Below are 15,142 nucleotides of genomic sequence, written 5' to 3' on the forward strand. Positions count from 1 at the left end.
CTCTCCTTCTCCCTGCCCGGGCGCCGGCCGTGGGCATCGCCACGGCCGGCGCATTCCCGCTGGTGATCAGCTCTTCGGCATGAGCACCGAGTCGATGATGTACACCGTGGCGTTGGCGGTCTGGACGTTGCCGCAGATGACCGAGGCCTCGTTGACCTTGAAGTCGCTGCCGCTGCCCTCGACCGTGACCTCGTCACCCTGGATGGTCTTGTGGGTGCCGGCCAGCTCCGCCGGGGTGAGCTTCCCCTCGACCACGTGGTAGGTCAGGATGCTGGTCAGGGTCTTCTTGTCGGCCAGCACGGCCTTGAGGTCGGCCGCCGGGATCTTGGCGAACGCGTCGTTGGTCGGCGCGAACACGGTCAGCGCGGGCGCGGTGTTCAGCGTGTCGACCAGGCCGGCCTGCTTGACCGCGGTGACCAGCGTGGACAGCAGCGGGTTGCCGGAGGCGGCGGTCGCGACGGGCTGCTTGCTCATGGCGTCGAAGCTGCCCGGGTCGGCCGAGTCGGTCGGCACGGCGGCACAGCCGGCGCCGAAGTTGGCCATCGCGTCGGTGGCGGCCATGGATGGCGCGGCCGAGGTCGTGGTGGCGGCCGGGGCGGCGGTGCCGGCGTCGGAGTCGGTGTCGTCGCCGCCGCACGCCGCCAGGGAGGCGGAGAAGATGAGAGCGGCGGCGACTGCGGTGAGCTTGGTGGCGCGCATGGTGAAAACCCCTTCGGATGTGGATGTCACTGCGAATTCAGAACGAACTGCTCGAATGGATGCGCGCGATGGCGCTTGTCACTGGGCCGGGCCGGATCGGCGGCGGCCGACAGCGCTGGAGCGGCTTACGCCCCTTTTTTTTATCTCTGCATGGGATTCGGAGCGGTATGCCCCACGGATGGGTCTAGATGAGCGGAACCTTCGCCACGATCTGATCGGGCGTGGGCTGGGCCGAGCCGGCGGCGGGCTCCACCGACACGGCGAAGACGTCGTTGCCGGGCACGCCGTTGACGATCTGCGCCGCCGAGGCCTCCCCGGCCGGCAGCAGACCGGCGCTGACCGGAGCGGCGCCGTCGCGGATCGTCCACAGCTGGAAGGCCCGGTCGGCGGCGGGCGCCCGCTCGGCGCGCAGCGACACCACGCTGGCCGCCTGCAGGGCGGACGACGCCACGGTGACCCGGCCCCCGCCGGTCATCGGCGCGGTCCGGACCACCAGGTCGGGAGCGGCCAGGATGGCCTGGGTACGGGCCTCGCGCAGCTGGGCGGCGGCGACAGCGGTGTTCTTCTCGCGTACCCGCTGCTCCTGCACCGCCCACGTGGCCGCACCCGCCCCGGCGGCCAGGACGCCCGCCGCGGCCGCGCCCGCCGTGAACCGGCGCCAGCGCGACACCGCCGCCCGGGCATCCGGCCCCGGCCGGGCCGACTCGGCCGGCGGCAGCTGCCGGGTCCGGCCGATCGCGGCCAGCACGTCCGTGCGCAGCTTCGGCGGCGGCACCGACCAGGTGCTGTCGGCGAGCCGCGACGCGGTCTCGCGCAGCTCGTCGACCTCCACCCGGCACCCCTCGCACGCCACGATGTGACGTTCGAAGGCGGCCCGCTCGAGGTCGTCCACCGCGTCCAGCGCGTACGCGCCGACCAGGGCGTGAATATCCGTCGTGGTCATGCCGGCACCTCCACACCCAGGCAGTCGCGCAGGCGGATCAGGCCGTCGCGCATCCGGGTCTTGACCGTGGGCAGGGGGGTCTTAAGCAGCTCGGCCACCTCGCGGTACGAGTGGCCCTGGTAGTACGCCAGCGTCACCGCCTGGCGCTGGAGCTCGGTGAGGTCGTCGAGGCAGTGCCGCACCTGCTGACGCTCCAGCCGGCCGGCCACCTCGTCGACGACCTCGTCGTACGGGGTCTCCACCGAGGCGATGCCGACCTTCATGGTGCGATCGGCGGCCGCCTGCTCGGCGCGGACCCGGTCCACCGCGCGGCGGTGGGCGATGGTGAAGATCCAGGAGGTCGCGCTGCCGCGGGCGGCGTCGAAGCGGGCCGCGCTGCGCCACACCTCCACCAGCACCTCCTGGGCCACCTCCTCGGCCTGGGCCGGGTCGCGCAGCACCCGCCGGATCAGGCCGTAGACGCGGGGCGCGACCAGGTCGTAGAGGCGGGCGAACGCCGGCTCCTCGCCGCGCGCCACCGCCCGTACCAGCTCGCCCATGTCGGTGACCGGCCCGGCCACCGGGTCGGGCACGGCCGACAGATGGTCGGGCCGGCGGGCCGCGCCGCGCTCAGTCATGGGGTCAGCCTCTCCATCGCTCATGCCGTGTCAACTCTCATTCGGCACGGACGGCTACGCGGATGGGTCACGGCGGCCGGTCAGCGGGGAGCTACCACGCCTGCGGTAGTTCTCCGGCGGACGACTGCATCCGCCGTAGCGGCATCACGCGCCCGCGGCAGCGCGAAATGCCACGCCGGGACGATGACCGGCCGGGGCGCCGCGACCAGGCTCGGAGTCGACAGCCGACCCCCGAGGACGAGGAAGATCCCATGCGCATCGACGACCTGTACGCCGCGTCCACCGTCGCCGCGAGCACCGTGACCGCCGACCGCGTCATCGCGAGCGCCGCCGCCCTGGTGGCCCTGGCCGCGACGATCGCCGGCGGCCGGGCCCTGTCCCGCCCCGCCGGCCGCGGCAGCCTCGTCGCCCTGGTGGCCGGGGTGACCGGCATCGTCGTGGGCGGCTGGGTGATCGCCACCGCCGACGGCGGCCCGGGCACCGGCAACGGCATCGTCGGCGGCTACGCGGCGGTGGCCCTCGGGCTCATCGGCGCGGCGCTCGGCGGCCTGGCCCGGACCCGCCGCTTGCCTAGAGCGTGACCGTACGGCCGGTGCTGATCGACTCGCCGGCCGCCGCCAGGATCGCCACGACCTCCGCGCCGAAGGTCAGGTCCAGCGCGGGAGCCGGGCCGCCGTTCGACGCGGTGAGCAGCGCGTCGACCGCGCGCCCGAAGGCCTCCACCGGCAGCCACGGCACCGCCGGCACGGTGGCCACCCCGGACTCGCCGAAGAACGCCGCGTCCTCGCGTTCCAACGCCGCCGGCGCGTCGACCGACAACGTCAGCGTGCTGACCGCGCCGCCGGTGTGCCGCAGCAGCACGTGGGTCATGTCGCGGTCGCCGGCCAGCGCGGTCACCTGCTCGACCCGGCCCAGCACGGGCAGGATCAACGCGACCGCGTGCGGGCCCACGTCCCACAGGCCGCCGCTCTCCTTGCGCCAGGCCGACGCCCCGAACGGGTTGCCGGGCTGGAAGATCGAACCCAGGTGGTCGATCCGCGCCTCCAGCCAGCCACCGGCCTCGCGCACCTCGTCGATGAACTGCTGGATCTGCGGCATGAAGCGGCGGGTGAAGAACACCACACCGGCGACCTCGCGCTCGGCGGCCGCGGCGACGATCCCGGCGGCGGCCTCGGTGGTGAAGGCGATCGGCTTGTCCAGCAACAGGTGCTTGCCGGCCCGGGCGGCGCGCAGGGCGATGTCCGCCTGCACGTCCGGGGGCAGGGCGACCGCGATGGCGTCCACGTCGGCGATCAGGGCGTCGATCTCCGCGTACGGCTGCGCGCCGTGCTCGGCGGCCAACGCCGCCGCCTTCGCCGGGTCCCGGCCCCAGACGCCCACCAGCTCCACGTCCGGGTGCGCCGCCAGGGCCGGGGCGTGCGCCTGGTGCGCCCACGGTCCCGTACCGAAAAGTCCGAACCGCATCGCCGTGCCGCCTTCCCTGAAGATCACACCCGGCCGAAAGCTAACACGCGGAGGCTGATCAGTACGCTGGGCCGGTGATGAACGGCCCGCTGTCGACCGCGACGATCGTCGTCGCCCTGCTGCTGGGGATCTGGTACCTGATCCGCTGCGCCCTCGACCGCGCCCCCAGCAACGCCGACCTGTGGGCCATGCTCGGCCTCAGCGCGCTGGTCGCGGTGCTGGTGCTGGTGGCGGTGATCGGGCTGATCGGCGGCGACCGGCCCGGCGAGTGGACCACCTTCGTCGGCTACCTGATCACCACCATCGCGTTCGCCCCGGTCGGCTTCTACCTGGCCCGGCTGGAGCCGACCCGCTGGGGCACCCTCATCCTCGGCGTCGCCTGCCTGGTGCTGCCGGTTCTCGTGCTGCGCCTGCAGCAGATCGCGGAGGCCACCGGTGGCTGAGCCGACACCCGCACCGACCCGGCCGCGCGACGCGGCCATCGGCACCGGCGCCGGGCGGGTGCTGCTGCTGGTGTACGGCATCTTCGCCGTCTCGGCCAGCGCCCGGGCCGGCGTGCAGATCGCCACCAAGTTCTCCGAGGCGCCGCTGGCGTTCCTGCTGTCGGCCTTCGCCGCCCTGGTCTACATCGCCGCCACCGCGGGCCTGGCCATCGGCGGCGTCCGGGGCCGGCTGATCGCGCTGACCAGCTGCTCGATCGAGCTGGTCGGGGTGCTGGTCGTGGGCACGCTGAGCGTGTTCGACCAGGAGGCCTTCCCGGACGCCACCGTCTGGTCGGGGTACGGCAGCGGGTACGGCTACGTGCCGCTGGTGCTGCCGGTCATCGGCCTCTGGTGGTTGTGGCGCAACCGGCCCCGCGCCTGAGCCTCAGGAGGCCGCCCCGACGGAGTGCGGAAGGAAGTTGCAGTTGTCGCGGGTGACGAGCCCGTCGACGCCCAGCCCCTCGCGGATGCCCATGCCGGCCGGCTCGCCGTCGATCAGCCAGGCGCCGATCACCGGGTGCACGGTGCCCTCGAGCCCGTCGAACGACGGCAGCTCCAGCAGCTCCTGCACCACGTAGCGGCCGTCGGCGCCGTACTCGGACGGGTTCTCCACCAGGGTGACGCCGTCCTTGACCAGCTTGACCGAGCCGCCCTCGCGGCCCCAGACCGGCTTCTTGGCGTACGAGGTCAGGCCGGCCGCCTTCGACGACTCCGCGAAGTACGCCGGCAGCAGGTACTTGCCGCGCTCCGGGTCGTCGCCGAACAGCTTCCACAGCACCGGCAGCAGCGCCTTGTTGCCCAGCAGCGCCGCCTTGTAGGGCGGTTCCATCCACACCGTGCCCCGCTTGGCCGGGTCGGCCATGTTGCGGAAGAACGCTTTGCCGCCCTCCTCGGTCCAGAACCACTCCCAGGGGTACAGCATGAAGATCAGGTCGATCGGCTGCGCCTTGTGCTCCTGGCCCGGCCCGGGCACGAACAGCACCCGGTCGCCGGCCACGTCCCAGCCGATCTGGCTCATCGCGATGAGCTCGACCGGGTAGCCGGCCTCCTCGGCGGTGGCCATCAGGTAGGCGACGTTCATCCGGTCCTCGCCGGACGTCTCGCTGGTCTCGTACGCGAAGTAGATCTTCGGTTTCTCCGGCAGCCACGGCCGGGCCTCGCGCAGCTTGCCGATGTTGCGCCGCCAGGCGCCGGGGTTGGCCGGTTCGCCGTCGGCCGCCTCCCAGCCGACCAGCCGGTCGTGGATGGAGTTCCACTGCCGCCAGGGGTGCTGGGTCACGCCGGTCTGGTCCACCCAGTGCCACTGGATGACGGCGGCCTCGACCAGCGACGTCGGGGTCTGCGCGTTGTACTCCAGCAGGCGGGGGACGCTGCCGGCGCCGTTGTACCAGAGGTCGAAGCGGCCGTAGATGCTCGGCGAGTAGTCCGGGGTCTGCATCGGCAGCCGGCCGTCGGGGTCCTTGTCCTGGTGCGTCCAGGTCTCGGCGTCCCCGTCGAACCAGGTGCGGATGATCTGCTCGTGGGCGTACTCGGGGATGCCGATCTTGGCCAGGAAGCAGGTCTCCGGGCTACAGACCGAGGCGAAGTAGCCGTCCCGGCGGCCCTGCGGGGTGTTCCGCGGGCACTGCCGGACCATCCAGTCGCCGGCCTCCAGGCACATGCTGTTGAGCAGCTCGGTCGCCGTCTCCAGCTCCTCGATCTCGGCCGGGCTGAAGTCGTAGTACGGCCCCTCCTGCCAGTACGACATCATCGTGCCGTCCGGCAGCTCGGTGTCGTTGTAGGTCAGGCCGAGGCTGTAGTTGGTGAGCCGCCAGCCGTCGCGGACCGGTCCGTAGGGAATGCGCCGCAAGACTCAGCCGCCCGACCGGCCGGACTTGCCGGACGTGCCGCTGCCGCCCTTGCCGACGACGCTGGTCTTGACCGTGCCGTTGCTGATCCGGCCGGACGAGGGCAGCCCGAACGAGGAGCGCGCAGCCCGGTCGTTGTAGGCGAACTTGCTGCCGCCCGCGGGCAGCCGGTAGCCCACCGGGTAGCCGGAGCGGTAGCCGGACGAGTGCCAGATGAAGAAGCCGCCGCCACCGCCACCGCCGTCATCGTCGTCGCAGTAGTCCTCGTCGACCACGACGCCGTTGGCGTCGGCACAGTAGAAGCCCTCGTCCTGATAGTCGTTGTCGTTGTCGCACGCGGCTGCCCCGCCCGCGGCCAGCAGCAGGAACGTGCTGGTCAGCGACACGCTACGAGAGCTCATCCGTCGATTCACTGTCGGCTTCTCCACCTTTCGGCCCGTCCGGCCCGCTGCTTCATGTGTAGCGCGCCCCGGCAAGCCGTGACGGCTAGTCGCGCGGACCGCCGGCCACGTAGATCACCTGGCCGGAGACGAACCCCGCTCCTTCACTGACCAGGAAGGATACGGTGTTCGCCACGTCTTCGGGACGGCCCGCCCGGCCGACCGGGATCTGGCTGATCGCCGCCTTCTGGAAGTCCGCGAAGTCGACGCCGACCCGGGCCGCGGTGGCGGCGGTCATATCGGTCACGATGAAGCCCGGGGCCACGGCGTTCGCGGTGATGCCGAAGCGGCCCAGCTCGATGGCGAGGGTCTTGGTGAAGCCCTGCAGGCCGGCCTTGGCGGCGGCGTAGTTGGCCTGGCCCCGGTTGCCCAGCGCCGAGGTGCTGGACAGGCTCACGATGCGGCCCCACTGGGCGTCGACCATGTGCTTCTGCACGGCCCGGCTGAACAGGAACGCGCCGCGCAGGTGGACCGCCATCACGGTCTCCCAGTCGTCGTCGCTCATCTTGAACAGCAGGTTGTCGCGCAGCACGCCGGCGTTGTTGACCAGCACCGTGGGCGCGCCCAACTCGGCGGTGACCCGCTCGACGGCCGCCGCGACCTGGACCGCGTCGGAGACGTCGGCGCCGACGGCCAGGGCGGTGCCGCCGGCGTCGTGGATCGCGGTCACCGTGTTCGCGCAGGCGCCCTCGTCCAGGTCGACGACCGCCACGGACATCCCGTCGGCGGCGAGCTTGCGCGCGGTCGCCTCGCCGATGCCGCGTGCGGCCCCGGTCACGATCGCTACCCGACTCGGCTGGGTCATTGCTGGCCTCCCGCTTGATCTGTTACGCAGTCGGCCGACTCTAACCCAGGGGTTACCCGTGGGTTACCCGGCGGGGTCATCTTTCTGCATCACGGCTGCAAGTTTCCCGTCACGGCTTGCGGCACAGCCGGATCCAGCGGTATCCGTAACCGGCCACCGCCAGCTTGTCCAGCTTGCCGGGCTCGGCGTACTCCTGGTCGGCGAGCACGTCGTTGGGGAAGTCGGCCTCCGGGAACAGGCTGCTCAGGTCGACCACGCCGTCCTCCGGGGCCAGGTTGTGCAGGAAGACCATGGTGCCCGTGACGTCGTCCGCGCGGTGCACGAGCAGGCCCGACGGCGCTGGCACGTCCACGTGGGCGCAGCTGCCGCTGCCCACCTCGGGCGCCTCGCGCAGGGTCCGGATCATCCGCTCGAACCACGACAGCAGCGACCTGGTGTCGTGCCGCTGCAGGGTCGCGTTGACCTTCTCGTAGCCGTACTCGCCGCCGGTGATGACCGGGCGCACGAGCTGACCGGCCGGGGCGGTCGAGAAGCCGCCGTTGGGGGCCATGTTCCACTGCATCGGGGTACGGATCGCGTCGCGGCCGTCCTGGGTGAGGTCGTCACCCATGCCCAGCTCCTCGCCGTACCGCAGCACCGGGGTGCCGCGCAGGCTGAACTGCAGCGCGTAGGCCAGCTCGATGCGCCGGCGGTCGCCGCCCAGCATCGGGGCCAGCCGGCGGCGGATGCCCCGGCCGTAGAGCTGCATGTTCTCGTCCGGGCCGAACTGGGCGAACACCTCGTTGCGCTGCTCGGCGGTGAGCCGGGACAGGTCCACCTCGTCGTGGTTGCGCAGGAACGTGGCCCACTGGCCGCCGTCCGGCAGCTTGGGCGTGTCGCGCAGCGCGTCGATGATCGCTTCCGGGTTGCCGCGGGCCAGCGCGAGCATCAGCCGGCCGTTGAGCATGAAGTCGAACAGCATGTGGATCCGGTTGGCCGAGCCGCCGGCGTCGCCGAAGAAGTCCTTGAGCTGCTCGGGCTCGACGTTGGCCTCGGCCAGCAGCACGGCGTCGCCCTGCCGCCACTGGATGTGCTGGCGCAGCTCGCTGAGGAACTCCATGTCCTTGGGCGAGTTCGGGTTGCCCGGCTCGGTCTCCTCGATGATGAACGGCACCGCGTCCATCCGGAAGCCGGAGACGCCCAGCTGCAGCCAGAACGCGCAGATCTTCTTGATCTCCTCGCGGACCTCGGGGTTCTTGATGTTGAGGTCCGGCTGGAACTTGTAGAACCGGTGGTAGTACCAGAGCTTGGCGGTGCGGTCGTAGGTCCACGTCTCGGCCTGCTCGCCGGGGAACACCATGCCCTGGTGCCGGTCCTCCGGCTGGGCCTGCGACCACACGTACCAGTCGCGGTACGGCGAGTCCGGCGACGAGCGCGCGGACTGGAACCACGGGTGCTGGTCCGAGGTGTGGTTGACGACCAGGTCGATGATGACCCGGATGCCCCGGTCGCGGGCCTGGTGCACCAGCTCGGTGAAGTCGCCCAGGGAGCCGAGGCGGGGGTCGACGTTGTAGAAGTCGGCCACGTCGTAGCCGTCGTCGCGGTTGGGCGTGGGGTGCACCGGGTTCAGCCACAGGCAGGTGATGCCCAGCCGGGCCAGGTAGTCCAGTCGCCCGATCATCCCCCTGATGTCGCCGACGCCGTCGCCGTTGGAGTCGGCGAACGTGTCGATGTCCGCGCAGTAAATGACGGCCTTCTCATACCACCGGTCGCTCATGGCCTCTTACTTGTCCCCGGCCCCGGTTCAGGAAACCCCGGGCCCACACCAGCGGGCGAACCTTCTCCAGCGCGAGGAAGCTGGTGATCGCGGCGAGGTGCGGCGCGAACGAGATGGTGATGGTCGCGAAGGTGACCAGATGGAACGAGTAGAAGAACGCCACCGCGTAGCCGCGAAGGCGCGGCCGCAGGACGAAGATCGCCGGGCTGGCCAGCTCGAACGCCATGATCCCGAACTGGGCCAGGATCAGCAGGTACGGCACCCCGGCGATCAGGTCGGCCAGCTCCGTGCCGCGCCGGATGATCGCCCGGGCCAGCACCGAGCTGGTCACCCAGTCGAGGCCGCCGAAGCGCAGCTTGGCCCAGGCCGCCAGGAAGTACGTGCACACGACCGCGAGCTGGGTGACCCGCAGCGCCCACCCGCCGGCCTCCGTGGCCCTCGGGTCGCCGTGCCGGGCCCGCCCCACGGTCGGCAGCGCGGCCAGCGCGACCAGCAGGCCGACCCGGTCGTGGTCGACCTTGCCGTAGCTCATCGCGATGATCATCCACTCGAAGTACAACGCGAAGACCGTCCAGCCGAGCAGCCGGGGCGCCCGCCCGGTGGCCGCCAGCAGCGTGACGGCCAGCAGCACCCAGAAGATCCCGTGCACCAGCAGCGGGGTCGGGGTGGGCAGGTGCAGCAGCCGGCCGACCAGCAGCGGCCGGTACAGGTCGCCGGGGGTGCTGGCGTGGTGGCGGACCCAGGGGGTGAAGATCACCAGGTCGGCCGCGACGAAGAGGTAGATCAGCGTGCGGAACGCGGCGACCCGGCCGAGCGGCACCGGCTCGGTCAGCCAGCCGGTGACCCGGTTCACGGCGCGGTCCAGGTGGCGATGATCTCGTCCCGGCTGGCGCCGGTGGGCCGGGAGTGTTCGATGCCCTCCCAGCGGATGACGATGCGCACGGTCCGCAGCGGCTCGGCGCCGGGGCTCTTCTCCGCGTACGCCGTGGCCAGCTGCCGCAGCCGGGCCGGGTCGTCGACATAGGTCTGCTGCTGGCCCTCGATCTCGGCGCGGCGCAGGCCGCTGTTGGCCTCGGTCAGCACGACTGTGCGGCCGGTGGAGTCGACGCCCTCGACCCGGGTGTCGGGGGCGTCGGCGTCCGGGTCGGGCGCCGTGGCGTACATCCGGAACGGCCCGAACGGGAAGTCGTCGTCCTGCCCCCAGAAGGTGCCGAGCAGCAGCAGCACCGCTGCCACCACCGTCACGGCGACCCGGATCGCGCGCCCGCGCGTGCTCAACGTTTCCATCGCGCCGGGACACTACCGCCGCCGCGCCACCCCGGACCATCCCGGCGCGTCGCGGCGGCGGCGTTCACACGGACGGCGACTCCTCCGGGACCCGGCTCACCGTCACCCGGACGGTTTCCCGCAGGTGCAGCACAGCGGCGGCCAGGGCGAACGCCAGCAGCGGGACCCCGACCATCAGCAGCACGTCGACCACGACGATGCCGGGCGTCACGGACCGGGCCAGCGGGATGCCGATCGCCTGCTCCAGCAGCCGCTGGGCGATCGGCACCGCGACCACCGCGGCCAGCAGCACCAGGATCCGGCGCCGGGTGCCGGCGGGGATCCGCTGGAGGCCGGCCAGCAGCATCGCCCCGGCCGCGAGGAGCATGGCGTCGGTGACCGGGAGCAGGCCCAGGATCTGCGGCGGCGCCGGCCACCAGGGCAGCAGCAGGGCGCTCACCGCGGCCAGTGCCAGACCGGCGGTGATCAGCGTGCCGCCGCGCCGGCCCAGGGTCGCGCGGGCCGGGCGACCCGGCCGGGACAGCACCAGCAACGCCACTGTCAGCAGGGCCAGGGCCAGCGCCCAGGACATCCGGACCGCCCGGAACTCCTGGCTCGGCTGCCACACCGCGATGGCGGCGATCTCGACCAGCACCGCCATCCCGGCCAGCGCCACCGCTGTGCGGCGCGCGGCGAGCAGCACGGCGACCACGACGGCGAGCCAGGCCACCGTACGGGCGGCCACGTCGATCAGCAGGCCGCCGTCGATGCCGAGGAAGCGCATCGGGTCGTCGTACTCCCGGAAGTAGGTGAGGCCGACGATCAGCCGGCGGCCGGCCGCGGCCGCGAGCAGCACCGCGCCGAACAGGGCCGCCACCGCGGCGGCGTCGCGCCAGGCCGAGGTGCGCAGGCTCTGCGCGCCGCGGCCGAGGCGCGCGCGGAGGCCGCCCCACAGCAGGTCGGCGGCCTCGCCCAGGGCGGGCCGGCGCTGACCGGGCTCGGCCCCCGCCATCAGGACTCCCACCATCTCCTCCTCGTAGGCCCGGCGGTGCGCCGCCGGATAGATCGCCAGCAGACGGCGGTAGTGGACCTCCAGCGGCGCGGTCACGCGGGTGCTCCGCCCAGGTCGTGGCGGGCGCGCAGCCGGCCCTCGGCCAGGGTGGCCTGCTGGCGCAGGCGGCTGCTCTCGGCGGCCAGCCGCTTCTCCCCCACCCCCGTGAGCCGGTAGTAGCGGCGCAGCCGGGACTGCACCACCTCTTCGCGGTCGACCTCGATGAGCCCGTCGGTGCGCAGCCGGTCGAGCGCGGCGTAGAGCGTGCCCGCCCGCAGCCGGACGCGGCCGTCGGTCATCCGGGCCACGTCCTCGATCACGGCGTAGCCGTGCTGGGGGCCGGCGGCCAGCGCGGTGAGCACGAGAAAGGTCGGCTCGCGCAGCGGTGTGTCGGTCATGTCCGGCAGCATATACCGATGAAAGGTATATACGGCAAGAGGTTCGTACGCTGGAGGCCGGGTAACCACCGAGCACCGACATGAAGGAGCGCCGGATGAGCGTGCCGTACTACCTGGCCGCGGAGACCGAGCCCAGTCAGCTGGGCGGCCTGACCGGCTGGGTGGCATCGGTCATCGAGTCGCTCGGCGAGCTGGGCGTGGGCCTGCTCGTGGCCCTGGAGAACCTGATCCCGCCCATCCCCAGCGAGATCGTGCTGTCCATGGCCGGTTACCTGGCCAGTTCGGGCCGGGTCGACCTGGTGCTCGTCGCCATCGCCGCCACCGCCGGCTCGGTGCTGGGCGCCCTGGCGCTCTACTGGCTGGGCTACGCGCTCGGCGAGGAGCGACTGCGCCGCTGGCTGGACCGCATCCCGCTGGTCGACGCCGACGACCTCAACCTGGCCGACCGCTGGTTCGAACGGCACGAGAAGGGCGCGGTCTTCTTCGGCCGGATGGCCCCGGTGGTACGCAGCCTGGTGTCCGTCCCGGCCGGCGCCAACCACATGAAGCTGGGCATGTTCACGCTGCTCACCACCATCGGCAGCGGGCTGTGGAACTGCCTGTTCATCGGCGGTGGCTATGCCCTGGGCTCACGGTGGCAGCAGCTGGAGAGGTACAGCAGCTGGTTCGACTACGCGATCATGGCGTTCTTCGCGCTGGCGATCGCCAGCTGGGTGATCAAGAAGCTGCGCAAACGGCGGCGCGCGACCGCGGATCGGTGAGATCCACGGCCGCGCGCCGGCGCCGGCGGGCTAGAAGCCTGCGCTGATCTTGGTGAAGGCCCAGTCGGACTGCGCGATGCCGCTGCAGTCGGAGACCACACCGCCACCGGCGCAGCCGCGGTCCCGGTTGACCGCCCAGAAGGTGAACCGCGCGAAGTTGTTGTTCCTCGCGTAGTCGCGGATCCGGGTCCAGGTGTCGGTGCTGGTCAGCTCCTGCTGGTCGGACAGGCCGTTCATGCCGGAGATGCCCATGTGCGAGTACGCCTGCGCGTCGGTCCAGCCGAAGGTCGACTTGAGCTGGTTCTTCAGGCCCTCGGAGGCGCCGACGGTGGCGCCGTACATGTCCGCGCCGCCGCCGAAGTCGAACGGCATCTGGGCGAAGATGTCGACGTTCGCGCCCAGCGCCTTGGCCTGCTGGATCAGCCGGGTGCCGTAGTAGTTCGGGCCGGTCGGTGAGGTGCCGAAGGTGAGGATGGTCTTCACCGACGGGTTCTTCTGCTTGACGATCTTGAGGGCGCCGAGGATGCGGTCCTGCACCACGGTGTTCTCGAACTCGTCGCTGTTCTCGATGTCGATGTCGATCGCCTTCAGGCCGAAGGTGTCGATCACCTTCTGGTACGCGCCGGCCAGGGCCTCCGGCGTCGCGCAGTTCGGGCCCAGCTTGTTACCGCTCCAGCCGCCGATCGACGGGACCACGCTGCCGCCGGCCGCCTTGATCGCATTGATCGTGCTCTCGTGCGAGCCGCCGGTCAGGCCGCCCTCGCCGTCCCAGACCGGGTTGCAGCCGTTGGCCAGGACGAACGCGATGGTGAAGGCCTTGATGCCGGTGGCGTTCATGACGGTCGACGGGGCCGGCGGGTTGCCCCACCCGGGGTAGATGTACGGCGCGGCGGCCATCTTGGTGCCGGTGGCCGGCGGGGTGGTCGGCCCGGTCGGCGGGGTGGTGGGCGGGGTGGTCGGGTCGACGACGCCACCGCAGGCGCCCTTGTCGGCCCAGACGCCCCACTGCCCGCTGGCGGTCGGCACCTCGCCCTGCGTCCACCACTTCGCGGTGTAGTTCTTGGCCTGGTACGAGACGGTGTTGTCCTTGACGTAGACCGCCGAGGAGCTCCACGCCGGGGCGCAGGCGACGGCCGCCGAGGCGCCCGGCGCGAGCACGACCGTGGTGCCGACCCCGGCCGCGGCCAGGACCACCGCGAGCGCGGCGGCGTACTTGCTCTTGAGCTTCATGAGGGGATCTCTCCAGTGGGGGGAAGCTGGATCAGGGCAGGGTGGACAGGTGCGGCTTGACGGTGTTGGCCCAGCCGTTGCCGGCGGTGACGTCCCAGTTGATCGACCAGGTCATCGCGCCGCGGATGCCGGGATAGGTGCGCGGCGGGCGGAACGAGCCGCAGTTGGTGCCGCGGGCCAGGCAGTCGAGGGCCTGGTTGACCACGGCCGGCGCGACGTAGCCGCCGCCGGCCGCGCTGGTGGTGGCGGGCAGGCCGAGCGACACCTGGTCGGGGCGCAGCCCGGCTTCGAGCTGGATGCAGGCCAGCGCCACCAGGAAGTTGACGGTGCCCTGGCCGTACGCGGCGTTCTGGTCGCAGCCGAGCATCGCGCCGGAGTTGTAGTACTGGGTGTGGACGACCGTGAGGATGTCCTTGATGTCGAGCGCGAGCTTGAAGTAGGAGCCGGCCGGGTTCTGCATGTCGATGGTCTGCGGGGCCATCGTGATGATGAGATTCGCCCCGGCCTTGGCCCGCAGGCTGCGCAGGGCCTGGCCCATGTACGTCGGGTTGAGCCCGTTCTCCAGGTCGATGTCGACGCCGTCGAAGCCGTACGTCTGCATCAGCGAGAAGACCGAGTTGGCGAAGTTGCTCGCCGCGCCCGCGTCGTTGACGCCGACCGAGCCCTTCTCGCCGCCGACCGAGATGATGACCTTCTTGCCGCGCGCGTGCAGCGTCGCGATGTCGGCCTTGAACTGCTCGTTGGTGTAGCCGCCGACCGAGGCGGACAGCCCGGCGTCGATGCTGAAGGAGACCGCGCCCGGGGTGCTGGTGGCGTCCGCGAAGGCCACCGCGACCAGGTCGTAGGTGCTCGGCACGGCGGCGAGCTTGAGCTCGTTGGCCGGGTTGTCGAAGTTCTGCCAGTAGCCGGTGATGAAGTGGGCCGGCAGCGTGCCGTTGCTCGGCGGCACCGTGGTGGGCGGCGTCGTCGGCGGCGTGGTGGGCGGCGTGGTGGGCGGGGTCGTGGGTGGGGTGGTCGGCGGGGTGGTCGCCGGCGGGGTGGTCGGCGTCGTCCCACCACCGCAGGCTCCCTTGTCGGCCCAGACGCCCCACTGGCCGCTGGCGGTGGGGACCTCGTTGGTGGTCCACCACTTCGCGGTGTAGTTCTTCGACTGGTACGAGACGGTGTTGTCCTTGACGTAGATCGCCGAGGAGCTCCACGCCGGGGCACACGCGACGGCGGCACTCGCGGACGAGCCTATGTAGACAGCGGAGCCGGCGGCCGCGAGCGCGGCGGACACGGCGAGGACCAGGGATCGGCGCATGGGGGGTGGGCCTTCCACGTCGAACAGTTAGGTTCATTGATTATTAGGACTGTTAACAGAACAAGTCCAGACCCCCGGCA

Annotated in this window: 18 protein-coding genes; 4 read left to right on the forward strand and 14 right to left on the reverse strand. The window is 71.7% G+C overall.

What is annotated here, in order from left to right; all coding sequences use genetic code 11:
* Positions 1–66 precede the first annotated feature (66 nt).
* The 3 genes from Ani05nite_RS34795 to sigK all read right to left on the reverse strand — a co-directional run bounded on the left by Ani05nite_RS34795 (position 67) and on the right by sigK (position 2,259).
* Entirely contained in the window at positions 67–699 is a 633-nt protein-coding gene (locus tag Ani05nite_RS34795; protein ID WP_203775501.1) for a fasciclin domain-containing protein, read from the reverse strand.
* Between the two features lie 184 nt (positions 700–883).
* The gene (locus Ani05nite_RS34800; RefSeq protein ID WP_203775503.1) at positions 884–1,642 is read right to left on the reverse strand and encodes an anti-sigma factor; all 759 of its coding nucleotides are present in this window, start codon (positions 1,640–1,642) and stop codon (positions 884–886) included.
* Positions 1,639–2,259, reverse strand: coding sequence for an ECF RNA polymerase sigma factor SigK (sigK, locus tag Ani05nite_RS34805; RefSeq protein WP_203775505.1), 621 nt, complete (start codon positions 2,257–2,259; stop codon positions 1,639–1,641). The genes Ani05nite_RS34800 and sigK overlap by 4 nt, the downstream gene beginning before the upstream one ends.
* A gap of 251 nt (positions 2,260–2,510) precedes the next feature.
* Here sigK and Ani05nite_RS34810 point away from each other — a divergent pair, with 251 nt between their 5' ends.
* Positions 2,511–2,840 carry a DUF6223 family protein gene (locus Ani05nite_RS34810; RefSeq protein WP_203775507.1) on the forward strand — a complete coding sequence of 110 codons (330 nt, stop codon included), beginning with the start codon at positions 2,511–2,513 and terminating at the stop codon, positions 2,838–2,840.
* On the opposite strand, the gene Ani05nite_RS34815 is transcribed toward Ani05nite_RS34810, so the two are convergent.
* Positions 2,830–3,723: a Gfo/Idh/MocA family protein gene (locus Ani05nite_RS34815; protein WP_203775560.1), complete on the reverse strand. Its 894-nt coding sequence runs from the start codon at positions 3,721–3,723 to the stop codon at positions 2,830–2,832. The genes Ani05nite_RS34810 and Ani05nite_RS34815 overlap by 11 nt on opposite strands.
* A gap of 77 nt (positions 3,724–3,800) precedes the next feature.
* On the opposite strand from Ani05nite_RS34815, the gene Ani05nite_RS34820 reads away from it, so the two are divergent.
* The gene (locus Ani05nite_RS34820) at positions 3,801–4,166 is read left to right on the forward strand and encodes a hypothetical protein (RefSeq protein ID WP_203775561.1); all 366 of its coding nucleotides are present in this window, start codon (positions 3,801–3,803) and stop codon (positions 4,164–4,166) included.
* The gene (locus Ani05nite_RS34825; protein WP_203775509.1) at positions 4,159–4,587 is read left to right on the forward strand and encodes a hypothetical protein; all 429 of its coding nucleotides are present in this window, start codon (positions 4,159–4,161) and stop codon (positions 4,585–4,587) included. Before Ani05nite_RS34820 ends, Ani05nite_RS34825 begins: the two co-directional genes overlap by 8 nt.
* A 3-nt stretch (positions 4,588–4,590) precedes the next feature.
* Here Ani05nite_RS34825 and Ani05nite_RS34830 read toward each other — a convergent pair whose 3' ends face one another.
* The 8 genes from Ani05nite_RS34830 to Ani05nite_RS34865 all read right to left on the reverse strand — a co-directional run bounded on the left by Ani05nite_RS34830 (position 4,591) and on the right by Ani05nite_RS34865 (position 11,768).
* A complete protein-coding gene (locus Ani05nite_RS34830; protein WP_203775511.1) occupies positions 4,591–6,054 on the reverse strand; it encodes a glutathionylspermidine synthase family protein in 1,464 nt (487 codons plus the stop codon).
* A gap of 3 nt (positions 6,055–6,057) precedes the next feature.
* Positions 6,058–6,453 carry a hypothetical protein gene (locus tag Ani05nite_RS34835; protein ID WP_203775513.1) on the reverse strand — a complete coding sequence of 132 codons (396 nt, stop codon included), beginning with the start codon at positions 6,451–6,453 and terminating at the stop codon, positions 6,058–6,060.
* An 85-nt stretch (positions 6,454–6,538) separates the two neighbouring features.
* Positions 6,539–7,297, reverse strand: coding sequence for a 3-oxoacyl-ACP reductase FabG (gene fabG, locus Ani05nite_RS34840; RefSeq protein ID WP_203775515.1), 759 nt, complete (start codon positions 7,295–7,297; stop codon positions 6,539–6,541).
* A gap of 109 nt (positions 7,298–7,406) precedes the next feature.
* On the reverse strand, positions 7,407–9,053 hold the full coding sequence (locus Ani05nite_RS34845) for an alpha-amylase family protein (RefSeq protein WP_203775517.1): 1,647 nt from the start codon (positions 9,051–9,053) through the stop codon (positions 7,407–7,409).
* Positions 9,034–9,906, reverse strand: coding sequence for an HTTM domain-containing protein (locus Ani05nite_RS34850; RefSeq protein ID WP_203775519.1), 873 nt, complete (start codon positions 9,904–9,906; stop codon positions 9,034–9,036). Before Ani05nite_RS34850 ends, Ani05nite_RS34845 begins: the two co-directional genes overlap by 20 nt.
* On the reverse strand, positions 9,903–10,340 hold the full coding sequence (locus Ani05nite_RS34855) for a hypothetical protein (RefSeq protein WP_203775521.1): 438 nt from the start codon (positions 10,338–10,340) through the stop codon (positions 9,903–9,905). The genes Ani05nite_RS34850 and Ani05nite_RS34855 overlap by 4 nt, the downstream gene beginning before the upstream one ends.
* A gap of 64 nt (positions 10,341–10,404) precedes the next feature.
* The gene (locus Ani05nite_RS34860) at positions 10,405–11,427 is read right to left on the reverse strand and encodes a hypothetical protein (protein ID WP_203775523.1); all 1,023 of its coding nucleotides are present in this window, start codon (positions 11,425–11,427) and stop codon (positions 10,405–10,407) included.
* Positions 11,424–11,768 carry a PadR family transcriptional regulator gene (locus Ani05nite_RS34865; RefSeq protein WP_203775524.1) on the reverse strand — a complete coding sequence of 115 codons (345 nt, stop codon included), beginning with the start codon at positions 11,766–11,768 and terminating at the stop codon, positions 11,424–11,426. The genes Ani05nite_RS34860 and Ani05nite_RS34865 overlap by 4 nt, the downstream gene beginning before the upstream one ends.
* A gap of 95 nt (positions 11,769–11,863) precedes the next feature.
* Here Ani05nite_RS34865 and Ani05nite_RS34870 point away from each other — a divergent pair, with 95 nt between their 5' ends.
* Entirely contained in the window at positions 11,864–12,529 is a 666-nt protein-coding gene (locus Ani05nite_RS34870; protein ID WP_203775526.1) for a DedA family protein, read from the forward strand.
* Between the two features lie 30 nt (positions 12,530–12,559).
* Here Ani05nite_RS34870 and Ani05nite_RS34875 read toward each other — a convergent pair whose 3' ends face one another.
* Both Ani05nite_RS34875 and Ani05nite_RS34880 read right to left on the reverse strand, forming a co-directional pair.
* On the reverse strand, positions 12,560–13,759 hold the full coding sequence (locus Ani05nite_RS34875) for a carbohydrate-binding protein (protein ID WP_203775528.1): 1,200 nt from the start codon (positions 13,757–13,759) through the stop codon (positions 12,560–12,562).
* Positions 13,760–13,790: 31 nt separating this feature from the next.
* Positions 13,791–15,062: a chitinase gene (locus Ani05nite_RS34880; protein ID WP_203775530.1), complete on the reverse strand. Its 1,272-nt coding sequence runs from the start codon at positions 15,060–15,062 to the stop codon at positions 13,791–13,793.
* Positions 15,063–15,142 lie beyond the last annotated feature (80 nt).

The sequence above is a fragment of the Actinoplanes nipponensis genome (assembly GCF_016862275.1).
GTDB classification, from domain to species: Bacteria; Actinomycetota; Actinomycetes; order Mycobacteriales; family Micromonosporaceae; genus Actinoplanes; species Actinoplanes nipponensis.

What these genes read in the sequence shown, in the direction of transcription:
- Ani05nite_RS34800 (WP_203775503.1), bottom strand. Translation starts at nt 1,642, where the DNA reads ATGACCACGACGGATATTCACGCCCTGGTCGGCGCGTACGCGCTGGAC.
- sigK (WP_203775505.1), bottom strand. Translation starts at nt 2,259, where the DNA reads ATGACTGAGCGCGGCGCGGCCCGCCGGCCCGACCATCTGTCGGCCGTG.
- Ani05nite_RS34820 (WP_203775561.1), top strand. Translation starts at nt 3,801, where the DNA reads ATGAACGGCCCGCTGTCGACCGCGACGATCGTCGTCGCCCTGCTGCTG.
- Ani05nite_RS34810 (WP_203775507.1), top strand. Translation starts at nt 2,511, where the DNA reads ATGCGCATCGACGACCTGTACGCCGCGTCCACCGTCGCCGCGAGCACC.
- Ani05nite_RS34870 (WP_203775526.1), top strand. Translation starts at nt 11,864, where the DNA reads ATGAGCGTGCCGTACTACCTGGCCGCGGAGACCGAGCCCAGTCAGCTG.
- Ani05nite_RS34875 (WP_203775528.1), bottom strand. Translation starts at nt 13,759, where the DNA reads ATGAAGCTCAAGAGCAAGTACGCCGCCGCGCTCGCGGTGGTCCTGGCC.
- fabG (WP_203775515.1), bottom strand. Translation starts at nt 7,297, where the DNA reads ATGACCCAGCCGAGTCGGGTAGCGATCGTGACCGGGGCCGCACGCGGC.
- Ani05nite_RS34865 (WP_203775524.1), bottom strand. Translation starts at nt 11,768, where the DNA reads ATGACCGACACACCGCTGCGCGAGCCGACCTTTCTCGTGCTCACCGCG.
- Ani05nite_RS34845 (WP_203775517.1), bottom strand. Translation starts at nt 9,053, where the DNA reads ATGAGCGACCGGTGGTATGAGAAGGCCGTCATTTACTGCGCGGACATC.
- Ani05nite_RS34855 (WP_203775521.1), bottom strand. Translation starts at nt 10,340, where the DNA reads ATGGAAACGTTGAGCACGCGCGGGCGCGCGATCCGGGTCGCCGTGACG.
- Ani05nite_RS34880 (WP_203775530.1), bottom strand. Translation starts at nt 15,062, where the DNA reads ATGCGCCGATCCCTGGTCCTCGCCGTGTCCGCCGCGCTCGCGGCCGCC.
- Ani05nite_RS34815 (WP_203775560.1), bottom strand. Translation starts at nt 3,723, where the DNA reads ATGCGGTTCGGACTTTTCGGTACGGGACCGTGGGCGCACCAGGCGCAC.
- Ani05nite_RS34795 (WP_203775501.1), bottom strand. Translation starts at nt 699, where the DNA reads ATGCGCGCCACCAAGCTCACCGCAGTCGCCGCCGCTCTCATCTTCTCC.
- Ani05nite_RS34835 (WP_203775513.1), bottom strand. Translation starts at nt 6,453, where the DNA reads ATGAGCTCTCGTAGCGTGTCGCTGACCAGCACGTTCCTGCTGCTGGCC.